This window comes from Oceanobacillus sp. FSL W8-0428 (assembly GCF_038004405.1).
GTDB lineage: Bacteria > Bacillota > Bacilli > Bacillales > Amphibacillaceae > Oceanobacillus > Oceanobacillus sojae.
The window spans coordinates 4,242,835-4,258,475 of sequence record NZ_JBBORB010000001.1 but is presented as its reverse complement, the minus strand read 5'-3'; the positions used below and the strand labels follow the sequence as shown (position 1 = coordinate 4,258,475).

18 protein-coding genes are annotated in these 15,641 nt (G+C 39.2%); 16 read left to right on the top strand and 2 right to left on the bottom strand.

All coding sequences use genetic code 11. From position 1 onward, the window contains the following. Nucleotides 1–20 precede the first annotated feature (20 nt). The 3 genes from MKY30_RS20515 to MKY30_RS20505 all read left to right on the top strand — a co-directional run bounded on the left by MKY30_RS20515 (nucleotide 21) and on the right by MKY30_RS20505 (nucleotide 2,799). Nucleotides 21–677, top strand: coding sequence for a hypothetical protein (locus tag MKY30_RS20515; RefSeq protein WP_341085221.1), 657 nt, complete (start codon nucleotides 21–23; stop codon nucleotides 675–677). A 238-nt stretch (nucleotides 678–915) separates the two neighbouring features. Next, nucleotides 916–1,386: an inner membrane protein YiaA gene (yiaA, locus tag MKY30_RS20510; protein WP_339282340.1), complete on the top strand. Its 471-nt coding sequence runs from the start codon at nucleotides 916–918 to the stop codon at nucleotides 1,384–1,386. A 216-nt stretch (nucleotides 1,387–1,602) separates the two neighbouring features. Next, the gene (locus tag MKY30_RS20505) at nucleotides 1,603–2,799 is read left to right on the top strand and encodes a Bcr/CflA family efflux MFS transporter (protein WP_339286311.1); all 1,197 of its coding nucleotides are present in this window, start codon (nucleotides 1,603–1,605) and stop codon (nucleotides 2,797–2,799) included. 72 nt (nucleotides 2,800–2,871) lie between these two features. On the opposite strand, the gene MKY30_RS20500 is transcribed toward MKY30_RS20505, so the two are convergent. Next, on the bottom strand, nucleotides 2,872–4,095 hold the full coding sequence (locus MKY30_RS20500; RefSeq protein WP_341085219.1) for a dicarboxylate/amino acid:cation symporter: 1,224 nt from the start codon (nucleotides 4,093–4,095) through the stop codon (nucleotides 2,872–2,874). 329 nt (nucleotides 4,096–4,424) lie between these two features. Between MKY30_RS20500 and MKY30_RS20495 the strand changes: the two genes are divergently transcribed. The 3 genes from MKY30_RS20495 (at nucleotide 4,425) to MKY30_RS20485 (ending at nucleotide 6,079) form a co-directional block, all read left to right on the top strand. Continuing rightward, a complete protein-coding gene (locus MKY30_RS20495; protein WP_341085217.1) occupies nucleotides 4,425–4,601 on the top strand; it encodes a hypothetical protein in 177 nt (58 codons plus the stop codon). Between the two features lie 529 nt (nucleotides 4,602–5,130). Further along, complete coding sequence (locus MKY30_RS20490) at nucleotides 5,131–5,418, top strand: PspA/IM30 family protein (protein ID WP_341085216.1); 288 nt, start codon at nucleotides 5,131–5,133, stop codon at nucleotides 5,416–5,418. Between the two features lie 46 nt (nucleotides 5,419–5,464). Continuing rightward, nucleotides 5,465–6,079: a hypothetical protein gene (locus tag MKY30_RS20485; protein ID WP_341085215.1), complete on the top strand. Its 615-nt coding sequence runs from the start codon at nucleotides 5,465–5,467 to the stop codon at nucleotides 6,077–6,079. A gap of 340 nt (nucleotides 6,080–6,419) precedes the next feature. On the opposite strand, the gene MKY30_RS20480 is transcribed toward MKY30_RS20485, so the two are convergent. After that, on the bottom strand, nucleotides 6,420–6,677 hold the full coding sequence (locus MKY30_RS20480) for a recombinase family protein (protein WP_341085214.1): 258 nt from the start codon (nucleotides 6,675–6,677) through the stop codon (nucleotides 6,420–6,422). A 239-nt stretch (nucleotides 6,678–6,916) separates the two neighbouring features. Between MKY30_RS20480 and mtaB the strand changes: the two genes are divergently transcribed. From mtaB to MKY30_RS20430, 10 genes are all read left to right on the top strand, one after another. Further along, nucleotides 6,917–8,278 (top strand): tRNA (N(6)-L-threonylcarbamoyladenosine(37)-C(2))-methylthiotransferase MtaB, encoded by a 1,362-nt coding sequence (gene mtaB / locus MKY30_RS20475; protein WP_147209448.1) that lies wholly within the window; start codon nucleotides 6,917–6,919, stop codon nucleotides 8,276–8,278. 17 nt (nucleotides 8,279–8,295) lie between these two features. Beyond that, nucleotides 8,296–8,961, top strand: coding sequence for a deoxyribose-phosphate aldolase (deoC, locus tag MKY30_RS20470; RefSeq protein ID WP_147209447.1), 666 nt, complete (start codon nucleotides 8,296–8,298; stop codon nucleotides 8,959–8,961). A gap of 111 nt (nucleotides 8,962–9,072) precedes the next feature. After that, complete coding sequence (gene rpsU / locus MKY30_RS20465; RefSeq protein WP_019377991.1) at nucleotides 9,073–9,249, top strand: 30S ribosomal protein S21; 177 nt, start codon at nucleotides 9,073–9,075, stop codon at nucleotides 9,247–9,249. 14 nt (nucleotides 9,250–9,263) lie between these two features. Further along, complete coding sequence (locus MKY30_RS20460) at nucleotides 9,264–9,710, top strand: GatB/YqeY domain-containing protein (protein WP_147209446.1); 447 nt, start codon at nucleotides 9,264–9,266, stop codon at nucleotides 9,708–9,710. A 229-nt stretch (nucleotides 9,711–9,939) separates the two neighbouring features. After that, nucleotides 9,940–11,274, top strand: coding sequence for an NfeD family protein (locus tag MKY30_RS20455; RefSeq protein WP_341085202.1), 1,335 nt, complete (start codon nucleotides 9,940–9,942; stop codon nucleotides 11,272–11,274). Between the two features lie 23 nt (nucleotides 11,275–11,297). Next, nucleotides 11,298–12,293 carry a flotillin-like protein FloA gene (gene floA / locus MKY30_RS20450; RefSeq protein WP_147209444.1) on the top strand — a complete coding sequence of 332 codons (996 nt, stop codon included), beginning with the start codon at nucleotides 11,298–11,300 and terminating at the stop codon, nucleotides 12,291–12,293. 28 nt (nucleotides 12,294–12,321) lie between these two features. After that, the gene (locus MKY30_RS20445) at nucleotides 12,322–12,861 is read left to right on the top strand and encodes a hypothetical protein (protein WP_147209443.1); all 540 of its coding nucleotides are present in this window, start codon (nucleotides 12,322–12,324) and stop codon (nucleotides 12,859–12,861) included. Nucleotides 12,862–13,011: 150 nt separating this feature from the next. Next, complete coding sequence (gene yqfC, locus MKY30_RS20440; RefSeq protein ID WP_147209442.1) at nucleotides 13,012–13,311, top strand: sporulation protein YqfC; 300 nt, start codon at nucleotides 13,012–13,014, stop codon at nucleotides 13,309–13,311. A 111-nt stretch (nucleotides 13,312–13,422) separates the two neighbouring features. Further along, the gene (gene yqfD, locus MKY30_RS20435) at nucleotides 13,423–14,640 is read left to right on the top strand and encodes a sporulation protein YqfD (protein WP_147209441.1); all 1,218 of its coding nucleotides are present in this window, start codon (nucleotides 13,423–13,425) and stop codon (nucleotides 14,638–14,640) included. A 2-nt stretch (nucleotides 14,641–14,642) separates the two neighbouring features. Beyond that, nucleotides 14,643–15,614: a PhoH family protein gene (locus tag MKY30_RS20430; protein WP_339282334.1), complete on the top strand. Its 972-nt coding sequence runs from the start codon at nucleotides 14,643–14,645 to the stop codon at nucleotides 15,612–15,614. The last annotated feature ends 27 nt before the right edge of the window (nucleotides 15,615–15,641 follow it).

Sequence of the window (15,641 nt, the reverse complement as noted above, 5' to 3'; positions counted from 1 at the left end):
TATCAAGCGAGGGATGTAAAATGAAAAGAACACTGGCTTCAATGATAATGTTAATTACCATCGCATTCCTTTTTGCAGCTTGTAATGATGATGCTAAACAAAGCAGGAATAGCGAGGACAGAGCTGGGGAGCAGAAGGAGAAGACTGAAGAAAACAAATCCGCAAATAAAACAGATGATGACTTAGAAGAAGTAAAGAAGAATGATTCTACAGAAAAACCATCCAAAGAAGAGGAAGATGAGAGTTCAAATAATCAATCGAATGACAGTAAGGTGAACAGCGATACCTTATCTGAATATTCAGCTGATGAAATTGAATTCGCCCGTGTTTGGCTGCAAATTATAGGTAATCAGGATATCGAAGAATTAAACGTTTACCATACCTCAGCCGGAGAACAAGTAAATCCCTATGAAGAAACAAGTGTTGATTATCCAGAAGATGTTATCACCTTAGGGGGAGGAATTATGGCAGATGGTATCGTGACTTATAGCGGTAATGGAGACGGAACAATTAATTTATATGATGTACCCTCACACTGGCCGAGCGAGGAGCAAATAGACACGTCAATGGAGGAATATACGGAGAATATCGTTAAAAATACTGAAAAGATTTATATTGAAACAGGTAACGACGAAGAAGTAACCGCACTAATCAAAAAGCTGAATATTGAAAGCTAGAAATAAGTCTCAGGATATAAAAAAGATTATAACGTTAAAGCTTAGGCAGTATTAATTACGTTGAAGCCATTTTGTTATTTATGCTGTGCATCTCGAATTTCCTTTGTAAGTCTAAGTAACTATCTTTTTAAAATCATCTTCTCTTTACAGGGAAATCACGTATAATAAATGTAAGTATAAGCATTGCAGAATTATTGCAATGCTTTATTTTATAGATAAAAAGAAGGAGGCAATGTGAATGGCAAGCGAACCTAAGATTGTAACAGACAGGCAAGAGGATGTGGAACCAAAGATAAAAATTGAAAGAAAAGAAGGCGAACCTACCGCAGCATTTAAAGGCGCTTCCTGGGCAGCTTTATTAATTGGTGTATCTGCTTATCTTATCGGCCTGTTTAACGCAGGAATGGAACTGAATGAAAAAGGCTATTATTTTGCAGTATTAATATTTGGATTATACTCAGCGGTATCGTTACAAAAAGCGGTAAGAGATAAAGATGAAGGAATTCCAGTGACAAATATTTATTATGGTATCAGCTGGGTTGCACTTATTATATCTATTTCATTAATTGGTATCGGTCTATACAATGCCGGAAGTATTGTTTTAAGTGAAAAAGGATTCTACGGTATGGCATTTGTACTTAGCTTATTTTCCGCAGTAACGGTTCAGAAAAATATTAGAGATACAGAGCAGGCTAGAGAAAGAGATTGAAAATGGAATAGGTTAGCTGAATATGAAGAGCCTAATTTCTTTAATAGAATAAAGAAGTCAGGCTTTTTAATTGTCCTAATAGTTATATCGATTGCCAATCAATATTTGAAAGATTTGACAGTTGGATGAATAAATTTTAAAATTTTCTCTGTCTAATATTATCTGCAATAAAGCTGTCAGGAGTGAGAATGATTGAAATTTGAAAGAGAAGTAACGATACAGCATAACCCGACGGGATCAACTCGATTGGGATTAGCATTGCTTCTCGGGTTACTAGCTTTTTTAGGGCCGCTTAATATTGATATGTATTTGCCCAGTTTTCCTGAGATTGCTCAAGATTTAGATACAAGTGCAACACTTGTTCAGGCAAGTTTAACAGCGTGTTTGCTGGGGCTTGCAATTGGTCAATTGTTTGCGGGCCCCATAAGTGATTCCCAGGGGAGAAGAAAGCCGTTACTGATTGCTACGCTCCTGTTTGCTTTGGCTTCGGTTCTATGTGCTTTAGCTCCTAATATTGTGATATTGATTGCAATGCGTTTTTTACAAGGGTTAACTGCCTCAGCCGGAGTTGTTCTCTCGCGGGCAGTTGTACGGGATGTGTTCAGTGGACAGGCACTTACAAAGTTTTTTTCGTTATTGATGGTGATTAATGCGATCGCTCCAATGATTGCCCCGATGATTGGCGGGTTTATTCTGGCGTTTCATTCGACCAGCTGGAAAAGTATTTTTTTCTTTTTAAGTATAGTTGGGTTGCTTATGGTTGTCATTGTAGCTATGAAGCTTAAAGAGACCTTACCGCCGCATAAACGAATCTCGAGTTCAGCAGGAGCTTCGGTAAAAACAATGGGCAGTTTACTGAAAGATCGCTCCTTTATCGGCTATGCCTTGGTCGTCGGGTTTATCCATGGCGGCAGCTTTGCTTACGTATCGGGAACTCCATTTATATATCAAGACATTTATGGTGTATCTCCTCAAGTATTTAGTGTATTATTTGGTATTAATGGGCTGGCAATTATTACTGGCAGCTTTGTTATCGGGCGCTTCAGCGGAATCATTTCAGAAAAAAAGCTGCTTCAAGCTGCTGTTGTAACTGCACTTACGGCTACATCCTTATTACTTGTCATGACAATTATTGAAGGACCTTTAGCGATGATCGTTATATTGATTTTTATTTATATGATTACAATGGGTATGATTTTGACGAGTACCTTTACGTTGGGGATGGCCAAACAGGGTCATCGTGCAGGAAGTGCGAGTGCTGTTTTAGGTATGCTTCCTTTATTGCTTGGTTCCATTTTTTCACCATTGGCGGGTATTAATGAGGCATCAGCGGTGCCGATGGGGACTATTTTATTTGTAACAACGCTCATTGGTTTTATTGCTTTCTTTACGCTTGTTAAAAAAATAAATTAGAGAAATAAATGATGTAATGCGTAAGAAGTATTTAATTGGTATTTATAAAAAATCAGGAAGAGTGATTATCCTTCACCCTTCCTGATTTTTACGATCCCGCCGATTTTCCCACTGCTGCAAAAGACTTGCGTTCGCCGTGTTTCCGAAAACATTCAAAAGTGTACGGAATCCTTCTGTTATCCGGTCGATACCGGCAACAATTGCAATTCCTTCTAAAGGCAGATTCGCTGCAGAAAGAACAGTGGTCATCATAATAATCCCTGCGCCAGGTACCCCTGCTGTACTAAATGAGACAAGCAAAGCACTCAGGAAAACTGCGATTACAAGTCCTATAGTTAAATCTACACCAAACAGCTGTGCAACAAAAATTGCATTAAATCCCTGTAAAATACCGGCACCATCTCTTTTTAAAGCTGTGCCGAAGGGAATAGCAAAACCAGATAAATCAGTCTGCAATCCAGCTTTCTTTGCACCGTTTAAGGCAAGAGGTAAAGCTGCATTGGAACTGGCTGTACCGAATGCTAACGTAAAAGCGGAGCCAAACCCCTGGAAAAAAGATTTCGGTTTTATACCGGAGGCAAATAAAATCAAAATGTATAAACCAATCATAAGAATAATTGCTAAAATCAAACCAAGCATATAAACTGCCAGATTGCCGATAATTCCAAATCCCTGTGTTGCCACTACGGAGGTAATCAGGGCAAAAACCCCATATGGCGCAATTTTTAATACAAGCTGCAGGATTTTCTGCACAATCTCGTATATACTTTCCACAACATTCAGAAAAGGGCGGGTTTGCTCTTCTTTCATCAGATTAATCGCTGTACCTACAAAGGCAGAGATTATGATAACCTGTAAGAGGTTCCCTGTTGCCAGTGCTTCAAATGGGTTAGAAGGAACAATGCTCACGAGCCATTCGATTAAGGAATATCCTTCATCACTGACTGATGCCTCGCCTGTAGAAATGGCTTCTGCATTATTACCAGGACGGACGATTAACGCGATCACAAGCCCTAGGCCAATAGCAATAGCAGAAGTTACTACGTAAAGGCTCATTAACTTTGTTGTGTATCGGGCAATATAGCCAGTCCCTCTTAACTGAGTGATGCCCATAATCAAGGCTGCAAATACAAGCGGGACAACGATTAATTGAATTGCCCGTAAAAATATCTCACCAGCAGGCTGTAATAGGTGCTGATCGAGCGGCTCAACCCAGCCTGGAGCAAGCAGGTTCAGTAAACCTCCGAAAAGAACTCCCGCACCCAAAGCCATAAAGATTCTATTTGATAAAGACATTCTCCCCACTTCCTTTTATCATATTTCATTATATATTAGCATATTAAAATTATAATTCACATCTTTTTAGTGGGTAATAAAGAATTGCTTTAGTGACAGCGGTTTAAAGCTTGTTTGGATTAGCGTATTTTAAATTTGTCTCCTGATTTTTATGATGGAAAAGTTTATAAAGCTTTGTTTTTAATTATATATCTAAGGGTATAAGTATAATTAGAGTTCAGGGGAATAATGAAAAACATGTTCATCTTGGAATAGTAGAGTATAGATGCTTATTCTCAGGAGCGAAAGTTGAGTGAATGTATTAAAGAAAGAGAATATAAACATTTAACTTGGTTAGATTATACGTATTAACTAATGGGGACAAACGGATCGATCAATTGTCAGGATTAACAATGATTGGGCTGGGAGCATGGCTTGCGGCAGAAAAATCTCCAATATTGGTTTCAATTATTTCCTGGGAAACCGCATGTTCTGACATGTTTATGCTGAAAGCTGTAGAAGAATAGCGTTTTTTCATACCTTGGAAGAACGGGTTAAACTCATGAAATAATTTATTGTTAGGAATTCTTTGTATACTATAGAAAAAAGAATCATTCATCATATTTAAGATAGAAAGGTTCTTTAGTATTCTATTTCTAATCTTCTATGATAATATAAGATACGATGAAGTTATAATAAAGAAATTAATGAAAGAATGATAAATAAATGGCTGAAAAGCTACCGAAAACCATCAGATTTCATACGCTCGGCTGCCCCCTACTAAACTCACTTAGGATTGCTACAGAATTTTGTAATGGCAAGGCATAGAAGAGTTGGGGGAATTACCTCAAAAGTCCTTTTTATTGATTTTTTTCTTTGAATAATACCGAATAGCTGCCACATTATTTTTTAGAAACATACCTTAAAGCATTTAAGAATAAATGTCTGTTTCCTAAATTATCTGGAGAAACGCCTCAAACGAAACTATTTGCAAAATCAATCGTATTTCATATTGTGAACAAATCGTACATTACTTATTCTAAGAGGAGGATTTGTATGTTTCAATTATATAATAGAATGAAAACCATTGTCAGTTCAGAATTGAATACAATGACTGACAAGGCAGAAGATCCGGTCAAAATGTTAGAACAATACCCGATAGATATTGGGAAGGATATTCAAAATAATGAAGAATTATCAAAAAAAGCACTGAAAGATAAAAGACACTGGGAAAAATCGTATGAATCTTTACAGGCTTCATGGGAGCATGCAGATGAAGTTGCCAGATATCGGACCGGACCCACTGCCTCCTTCCATGTGGGCGCGGAGTGTGTCTCGGTATGAGCCACACGGCCTCGATGTGTTGGAAGCCCACGTGGTCGCGCATCGAATGAATGCGTCTGAGTGGACGAAGAGTTCGGCTCTGCAGAAAATTTGGGCGTTTCTCGTCGGATTTGTTCCTTGGCTGGCGTCGATTGGCGGGTTTGCGGCGCTGTTGGGCGATGATCGTGCAATCCGTCTTGGGCGTATGACCCCTAGGGACGCGGGAGACATTCCTTTCGCTTCTGTCTGCTACGCAATTGCAGCGCTCGGCGTGGTGGTGCTGCTTGTGGACTGGGTGCGGGAAGGACGCAAGCAGACGCCTGGCCTACGCCTGACCATGACGATTATCTTCGTGTTCGGCGCACTCGGGATTCCCGTGGCGTACATGCTGGCGGCTCGCGAGGGTGTGGACATGGGCCTCATGATGTTGCCGGCCTACGTGATGATGGGCCTTGCCATCTTGCTGTTCATTCTCGTGCAGATGTCGCCTCTCCCGGAGATAAAGGTGCAGGAGATTGCTCTTGAGGATCTTGACGAGAAGACTGTGAAGCGTCTGCTGATGCTACGCGGCCGGGCTATCGACACCCTCGTGCAACGGGGCCTGATTAATAGCGACGTCGCTGACATCAACGTGCTAAAGGCGCGCCCGCTCGGTCGTTTGCACATCGAGGAAGACACATGAATATCAGAAGTTTAGCCTTACCTCATTAACAGAGCCTTCTCATAGAAACAGAGGCGTATGGGCAATCGCCCACGCCTTTGAGATACAAGAGCGGGGAGGGGGGATTACCCCCAAATCCCCTTTTTATTGTTTACTTTTTTAAAAATAATACCGAATAGCCATTGAGATACCTCGTCTCTCAATTAAATCCTTTTAAATTAATTCCTTTAATAATTCAGTAGTTGCATCCCAATTTAGATTTGTAAGGTTTTGAAGGTCTATCCTTTTTGCAGATCCATGTTCTTTTAAATATTGTAGAATTGTATCCTCAAAATTTTTGTAGTATAACCTTTGTTTGCTTCTATTTTTTTTGCTTTTCAATTATATGACTATCTAAAGCAGCAAACAGCATTTTACCACATTTGCCACAATACAATTTCTTACTAAATATATGATCATGTTTATTTTCCCGTTGAATGTGGAGATTTCCTCTGTAATTACCATCTAATATTTTTCCAACACGAATAAACTGTTCCTTGGAAATAATACTTTCATGATTATTTTCTTTAACAACCCATTCCTTTTTGTCTTTCTTCCAAGTGTCTTTTCTAAGGAACAATATATCAGAACTTTCAAAGTGGCAAGTTAAATGAACAATTGAATGAGTGTTTAAATGAGATGGCGGAATTAATAGAAGAGTCCTCCTTGCAGAATAAAGTGGAATTAATTATTTAAATAAAAAATCATTCATCATATTTAAGATAGAAAGGTTCTTTAGTATTCTATTTCTAATCTTTTGTGATAATATAAGATACGATGAAGTTATAATAAAGATTGTAATGAAAGGATGATAAATAAATGGCTGAAAAGCTACCGAAAACCGTCAGCTTCCACACGCTCGGCTGTAAGGTAAATCACTACGAAACTGAGGGTATTTGGAGAATGTTTAAGGAACAGGGTTATGAACGTGTAGACTTTGATCATGATGCGGATGTTTATGTCATTAATACATGTACAGTTACTAATACAGGTGATAAAAAAAGCAGACAGACAATCCGCCGTGCAATTAGAAATAATCCTGATGCAGTAGTCTGTGTAACTGGGTGCTACGCACAAACCTCTCCTGGCGAGATTATGGAGATTCCTGGTGTCGATGTCGTTGTCGGTACGCAGGAGCGAAAAAATATCTTTACTTATATTGAAGAGCATGAAAAAACAAAAGCTCCTATTAATGGTGTGTCAAACATTATGAAAAATCGTGTATTTGAAGAAATGGATGTACCTGTATTTACAGACCGCACACGGGCATCACTGAAAATTCAGGAGGGCTGCAATAATTTCTGCACATTCTGTATTATTCCCTGGTCAAGAGGACTGCTTCGCTCCAGAGATCCTGAAAATGTGATTGAACAGGCAAATAAATTAGTGGAAGCAGGGTATAAAGAGCTTGTACTTACAGGAATACATACGGCTGGATATGGAGAAGATTTAAAGGATTATAATTTCGCGATGCTTCTTGGAGAGCTGGAGCAGGTGGAAGGGTTAGAACGCATCCGAATCAGTTCTATTGAGGCTAGTCAAATTACGGACGAGGTTATCCGTGTGCTGGACAGAAGTAAAAAAATTGTCCGTCACTTGCACATTCCATTGCAGTCCGGGTCAGATACGGTATTAGCCAGAATGCGCCGTAAGTACTCAACAGATTTTTACCGACAAAAAGTGAAAAAGATACAAAAAGCACTGCCGGGATTAGCGATTACCTCGGATGTCATTGTCGGATTTCCTGGGGAAACAGAGGAGGAATTCCAGGAAACGTATGATTTTATTAAAGAAATCGGCTATGCTGAGCTTCACGTATTCCCTTTCTCCAGAAGAACTGGAACGCCTGCAGCCAGAATGAATAATCAAGTAGAAGATGAGGTGAAAGAAAAACGCGTGCATGACTTAATTTCACTATCTGATCAGCTTGCAAAAGAATACGCCTCTAAATACGAAGATGAAGTATTGGAAGTAATTCCAGAGGAGCATGCCAGTGAACAGGAAAACAATCAGCTTATAGGCTATACGGATAATTATATGAAAGTACAATTCGAAGGTTCAGCCGATTTAATTGGTAAAATTGTTAAAGTGAAAATAACAGAGTCCGGCTACCCTATTAATAAAGGTGTTTTTGTAAGGGTGATGGATCATGCCACACATATTGCAGAAAAAAACGCATAAAAAAGGAGATATTAATCATGAATTTAGCTTCTTATATTGACCATACATTACTAAAACCAGATTCTACGAAGCAGCAAATCGCAAAAATTGTCGAAGAAGCAAAAGAAAATAAATTTGCATCCGTTTGTGTAAATCCACATTGGGTTGTTTACTGTGCAAGCGAACTAAAGGATTCGCCAGTAAAAGTATGTACCGTAATTGGTTTTCCTCTGGGAGCAACAACAACACAGACAAAGGTTTATGAAACCAAAGAAGCAATTGAAAATGGTGCAACAGAGGTAGATATGGTTATAAATATTGGAGAATTAAAAGCAGGAAATGAAGCATTAGTTAAAGCAGATATTAAGGCTGTTGCAGATGCTGCAAAGGGAAAAGCCTTAACCAAAGTAATTATTGAGACAGCTTTGTTAACAGATGAAGAAAAAGTGCTTGCCTGTAAATTAGCAAAAGAAGCCAGAGCAGATTTTGTGAAAACATCAACCGGTTTTTCCGGAGGCGGTGCAACTGTTGAAGATATCAAATTGATGCGGGAAACAGTCGGACCGGACATGGGAGTGAAAGCATCTGGAGGAATTCGTGACTTAGAAACGACGGAATCGATGATTGAAGCTGGAGCAACACGTATTGGTGCAAGCGCCGGAGTGGAAATTGTTTCAGGTAAAGAAGGAACTTCAGATTATTAATAAATAACCATTGACCGCACGGAAGGTTTATATTATACTTTAAAAAGGCATGAGAGTATGTTCATGTCAGCATTAAATATGGTTTTGTGCTTCGGAGGGAGGGAAATTAGCATGTCAAATACAACTCGCGTTCGTAAAAACGAGTCTCTTGAGGATGCTCTTCGTCGCTTTAAGCGTAGTGTATCAAAAAGTGGTACATTACAGGAATATCGTAAACGTGAACACTATGAAAAACCTAGTGTACGCCGTAAGAAGAAATCTGAGGCTGCTAGAAAACGTAAATTCTAAAGAAGGTGTAACGTATGACGCTACTTGATCGATTGAATCAAGATATGAAGCAGGCGATGAAGAACAAAGATAAAGAAACCCTTAGCGTTATTCGCATGGTAAAGGCTTCTATTCAGAATGAATCGATTAAGCTTGGAAAAGATACTCTATCTGAGGACGAAGATTTAACTATTCTTTCGAGAGAAGTTAAGCAGAGAAAAGATTCCCTCCAAGAATTTAAAAATGCTGGAAGAGAAGATTTGGTTGAAAAAACCGAAAATGAATTGGATATACTTGCACAGTATTTACCAAAACAGCTTTCAGATGAAGAATTAACATCGATCATTCAGGAAACAATAAAAGAAGTGAATGCAACCTCGATGAAAGATATGGGGAAAGTAATGGGTTCCGTGATGCCAAAGGTTAAAGGACAGGCTGACGGTACTAAAATTAAACAAATAGTAGAGCAGAAATTGCGATAAAAAAAACCAGCCCGTTTTTGGGTTGGTTTTTTAATTTGAATTAAAATGTAGTTTACGACAAGTATCAATATGTACACAAAAGACTTTTCTAACTTGAATATTAGATGAAGCTTTCTATTCCTTCAAAAGGTATGGTACTATCAGAGTATGCCCATCCACGAAAAATGAAACCTTTTATGAATTACTTTCGTAAATATAGATAAGGTGGACGATGAGGGGGTGATTCAAGTTGAAAAGACATCGCAGGCGGTTGGCTGTATACATATTTTTTGTATCAGTTTTAACCTTGGTATCTATTTTCACAGGGAAACAGGCCGAAGCCGAGCAGGGCCAGGGTAAAACAGTATATATTATTCCGATTGAAAATGAAGTGGAAAGAGGACTTGAAGCTTTTATTAAACGAGCCACAGAAGAAGCTATGGAAAGTGGTGCAGATCACATCATTTTTGAAATTGATACTCCTGGAGGACGTGTAGATTCTGCTGGTCAAATAGGCTCGCATATTCAAAGTCTAACTATTCCAACAACAGCGTATATCGTTAACGAGGCGTTATCCGCCGGTTCTTATATTGCCTTATTCTCTGATAATATTTACTTTAATCCGCATGCGACTATGGGAGCAAGCGGCGTCATCAATCAGGATGGAACAGCGGCTGATAAAAAAGCACAATCTGCCTGGCTTGCACAGATGAGAAGCGCTGCGGAATCAAACGACAGAGATCCTATTTATGCAGCGGCGATGGCTGATAGCAGTATTGATTTACCGGAATATGGAGCTCCTGAAGGGGAATTTTTAACATTAGGCCCCCGGCAGGCGGTTGAAGTAGGCTATGCAGAAGGTATAGTCTCAAATCGCGCCGAACTTCTCGAAGAACTTAATCTTTCTGAAGCAACTATTGTAGAAACAGAAACATCTTTTGCAGAAGACCTGGCAAGATTTCTGACGCATCCGGTTGTTATACCTATCTTGCTTTCCGTTGCCAGTATCGGGCTGATTGTTGAGCTGTATTCTCCTGGTTTTGGAGTACCGGGAAGTTTGGGATTATTGTCATTGCTCCTGTTCTTTTATGGTCATATTGTTGCCGGCCTGGCTGGAATGGAGGCACTTCTTCTCCTTATCATTGGTATTGGCCTAATTGTAGCAGAATTCTTTGTCACCGGAGGTATATTGGGTGTCCTGGGTATTGCTGCAGTGGTCGGGTCTTTATTCATGTCAGGATATGATATGGTACACATGTCAATGAGTATAGGTATTGCCTTTTTAATTGCTGTGATTCTTGCTATCATTCTGTTTAGAAGAATTGGTATGGACAAAGGTATTTTCCGCCATATCATTTTAAGAGACAGTACCGCAACGGAACAAGGTTATGTATCCTCAGTGAACCGTTTAGAGCTTGTCGGACTTGAAGGAAACTCATTAACACCACTGCACCCTTCCGGATTGGTCGAATTAAATGATGAGACAATTGATGTTGTTTCTGATGGATCTTATATTGAAAAAGGAAAAAAGGTCAAAGTAATTCGAGTAGAAGGTGTTCGTGTCGTAGTTAGGGAAATAAAATAACTTTTTAATCAGGAGGAATCAGAATGGATGGAGAAATCTTAATGCCGCTTATCATAATCGCGGTCATCGTTATTGCTTTAGCAATTTTATTTACTTTTGTTCCAGTTGCACTATGGATTAGTGCCTTGGCTGCCGGGGTAAAAATCAGTATCTTTACACTAATTGGTATGCGTCTGCGCCGGGTTGTGCCAAACCGTGTTATTAATCCGCTTATTAAAGCGCATAAAGCAGGGTTGGAAGTAAAAATTAATCAGCTTGAGAGTCACTATCTTGCCGGTGGTAACGTAGATAGAGTGGTTAACGCTCTAATTGCTGCCCAGCGTGCAAATATTGATTTACTATTTGAACGTGCAGCAGCGATCGATTTAGCTGGCCGTGACGTATTAGAAGCGGTACAAATGAGTGTAAACCCGAAAGTAATTGAAACTCCATTTATCGCAGGTATTGCAATGGATGGTATTGAAGTTAAAGCATTAGCAAGAATTACAGTACGTGCAAACATTGACCGCTTAGTCGGTGGTGCTGGTGAGGAAACAATTATCGCCCGCGTCGGTGAAGGTGTGGTAAGTACAATTGGTAGCTCAGATGCACATACACAGGTACTTGAAAATCCGGATATGATTTCTCAAACAGTTTTAAGTAAAGGGCTTGATTCCGGTACTGCCTTTGAAATCCTATCGATTGATATTGCTGATGTAGACATCGGTAAAAACATCGGTGCTATCCTTCAAACAGACCAGGCAGAAGCTGATAAGAATATTGCTCAGGCGAAAGCTGAAGAACGTCGTGCAATGGCTGTAGCACAAGAGCAGGAAATGGTTGCCCGCGTACAAGAAATGCGCGCGAAAGTTGTGGAAGCAGAAGCCGATGTACCACTTGCGTTAGCAGAAGCATTGCGTTCCGGTAAAATGGGTGTCATGGATTATATGAACTACCAAAATATTGATGCAGATACAGATATGCGTGATTCTATTGGTAAGCTTTCCAAAGACAACAAAGATGACGATCAAAACAAGTAATTAAAATGACAAAAAAAGGAGGGGGCATATGGGCTGGATATTAGATAATTTATTTCTTGTTATTATCATTATTTCTGGATTAATCACTTTTCTGGGTGATTCCAAAAGGAAACAAGAAGAACAGAAAAAAAAGCAGTCTACACCTCCAAAAAATCAGACGCAGTCCAGACAAAGGCAGCAGCGTTCCCCACAAGAGATGAGGACGAGACAGCAGACTCAAAGAAAAAGAGAGCAGCCTCGCGCAGAACGCCAAGTCTATAGAGAAGGAGCGCGTCCGGATATTTCTGCTGGAAGCATTGAAGACCAGCAGAAAAAACAAATGGAACGTTTGGCAAATCGATATCAGACTTCTGCTCAGCAAGATATAGAGAACGCAGAGCAAAAGTTTAAAGATTTGATTGTTGATCGTAACGTTGAAGAAGAAAACCCGGGGAAACGTGAAATGAAAAGACGGGTCTCCGGTAATCTGGACGGAAAAGGCTTAGTAAACGGAATTATTATGTCGGAGGTTCTTGGATCTCCCCGTGCTAAGCAGCCGTATAGAAGTATCGTACAAAAAAGAAAATAAAGAATCACATTTATATCCTAATTAGCATAGATATGCTAATTAGGATATTTCTTTGTTTAAAGAGGATATTATTCGGAAGTTTTCTTTCCTTCTAAAACTGGTTCTGTTCAAGAAAGACTTTACATATGTATCAATGAGGGGGGATCATCATTGAAAAAATGGCAACAAAGAATCCGTTCGCTTTTAATGGAGCAATTCTCTCTTCCATCCGATGTTGTTATGGAGATGCCGCGTATAACAATCATTGGACATTTACATTTCTATATTGAAAATCATCAAGGCTTAGCCCTATACACAAATGAAGAGCTAAGATTAAAGGTGGCAAATGGTTTTGTATGTATTAAAGGGCATTCCTTTGTGCTTAAAATGATGCTGCCAAAGGAGATTATGCTGGAAGGAACCATTTCAGAGGTACTCTTCTTAAATCAGGAAGGCGAAAAAAAAGAATGATTTCTCCATCCTTAACAAGCCTATAAAGTGTTTCCTTATGAGAAATAAATACTTGCATAGGAGTACCATTATTGTATGAAAAGGATATGAGACGAGCCATAGGAGGTTGAAATGAAAAAAGAAAATTCGCCAACTATACGTGCATACATTACTGTTCGGATTAAAGGAGCCAGGCCGGAATTGTTTTTACAAAAATGTGCCAGCGGGGGTATTTCTATTTGGGACGTAAAAAAAATAGAAGATGACTGCTGTCAGGCTACTATTATGTTAAAGGATTTAGGAGCCTTACGAAAAATAAGGAGGAATTCTTTATATAAAGTTTCTTTTGTTGATCGAAAAGGCTTTCCTTTTTTTCTTTCAAGACTCTGTAAAAAAAGATTTCTGGTTATTGGTATACTCATTGGCTTTCTCTTTTTTTTCGTTTTATCTAATTTGTTATGGTCAGTTAAAATAACTGGCGTTCCAAAAGAAATTGAAGAAAAAATAGAAACAGAGCTTGAAGCCTTTGGGATACATCCAGGTGTCTGGCTGTTTTCTCTTGCTACACCAACAGATATACAGCGCCAGCTTTTAAATGAAGTGCCTGAGCTGCTCTGGACAGGAGTGAATCTTCAGGGAACAAGCTTACACCTGGAAGCTGTTGAAAAAACAATTGTAGAGGAGCTGCCTCCAGGGGAGCCGAGAAATTTAGTGGCAACGAAAAAGGGTGTTATTACTAACATGTATGTTTCTAAAGGACGAGCTATGGTAAGTGTGAATGATTATGTTGTTCCGGGAAAAGTTTTAGTTTCCGGTAATTTAAATACAGAAGAAGGGGAAAATAATACAGATGCTGAAGAAAATCCAGGACAGCCTATTGCTGCAGAAGCAGAAGTGATAGCAAATACGTGGTATGAAGTTCATGTCAGTATTCCGCTTCTTTATCAGGCTGAAGAAATAACTGGTGAACAGAAAAAGAAGCATTATTTACGTTTTGGAGACGTTCAGCTGCCTTTCTGGGGATTTAAGGATCCGGATTTTATATATTCCCAAGAGGAACGGAGAGAACAGCCTATTCATTTTTTGAAATGGGAGCTGCCCATATCGTATGTTTCTAAAGAAATAAGTGAAACGGAGAAAATAGAAGAACAAAGGTCGAAGGAAGAAGCGATTGAAGCCGGAATCCAGCAGGCTGTAACACAATTGGAAAATGAACTTGGTCCGGAAGCCGTGATATTATCAGAAAAGATTTTACATGAACATACAGAGCATGGTAAAGTTGAATTAGTCTTATATCTTTCTGTAGAAGAAAATATTGTAAAAGAAGAACTTATAACTCAAGGAGACTGATTATGCCCGAAAACTTAGTGGATATTGATTTGCAATTAGAAGGTGCCAATGAAGCGCTTGCTTTATTTGGTGCTAATGATAAGCATCTAAAACAGCTGGAAGCTTTACTTGGAGTAGATATTATATCCAGAGGCGAATTAATTCGTGTTTCTGGAGATGATCAGGCAGTACAATTGATACAAGAGATTCTCCTGACAATTTTGAGCGTTATTCGAAAAGGTCAAACCATTTCAGAGCGGGATGTTGTTTATGCAGTAGAACTGGCGAAAAAAGGTAAAATAAAACAATTTGAAACCCTATTTGAAGATGAAATTACAAAAAATTATAAAGGGAAATCAATCCGGGTAAAAACGCTTGGACAGAAGCAATATATTCAGGCTATCAAGTCCAAAGATTTAGTGTTTGGGATTGGCCCAGCTGGTACGGGGAAAACATATCTGGCTGTTGTTATGGCTGTTCATGCTATGAAAAATGGGCTTGTGAAAAAAATTATTTTAACCAGACCAGCGGTAGAAGCCGGGGAAAGCTTAGGATTTTTACCAGGTGATTTGAAAGAGAAGGTGGATCCATATTTAAGGCCCCTTTATGATGCATTACATGATGTCTTGGGTACGGAGCATACAGCACGTTTAATCGAACGGGAAACAATTGAAATTGCTCCATTGGCCTATATGCGCGGGAGAACATTGGACGATGCTTTTGTCATATTGGATGAAGCCCAAAATACAACACCTGCACAAATGAAAATGTTTTTAACACGACTAGGATTTGGATCAAAAATGATTATTACAGGGGATATGACACAAGTGGATCTTCCCAAAGGAATGACTTCCGGACTAAGAGTTGCGGAACGCATGCTTTCAGTAATAGACGGATTGTCCTTTGTGCATCTGCAGGCTGCTGATGTAGTCCGGCATCCGCTTGTTCAAAAAATTATAAATGCTTATGAAGCAGAAGACGGAAATGAAGGATGAGACAGGGAAAAGTCTCATCCTTGTTGT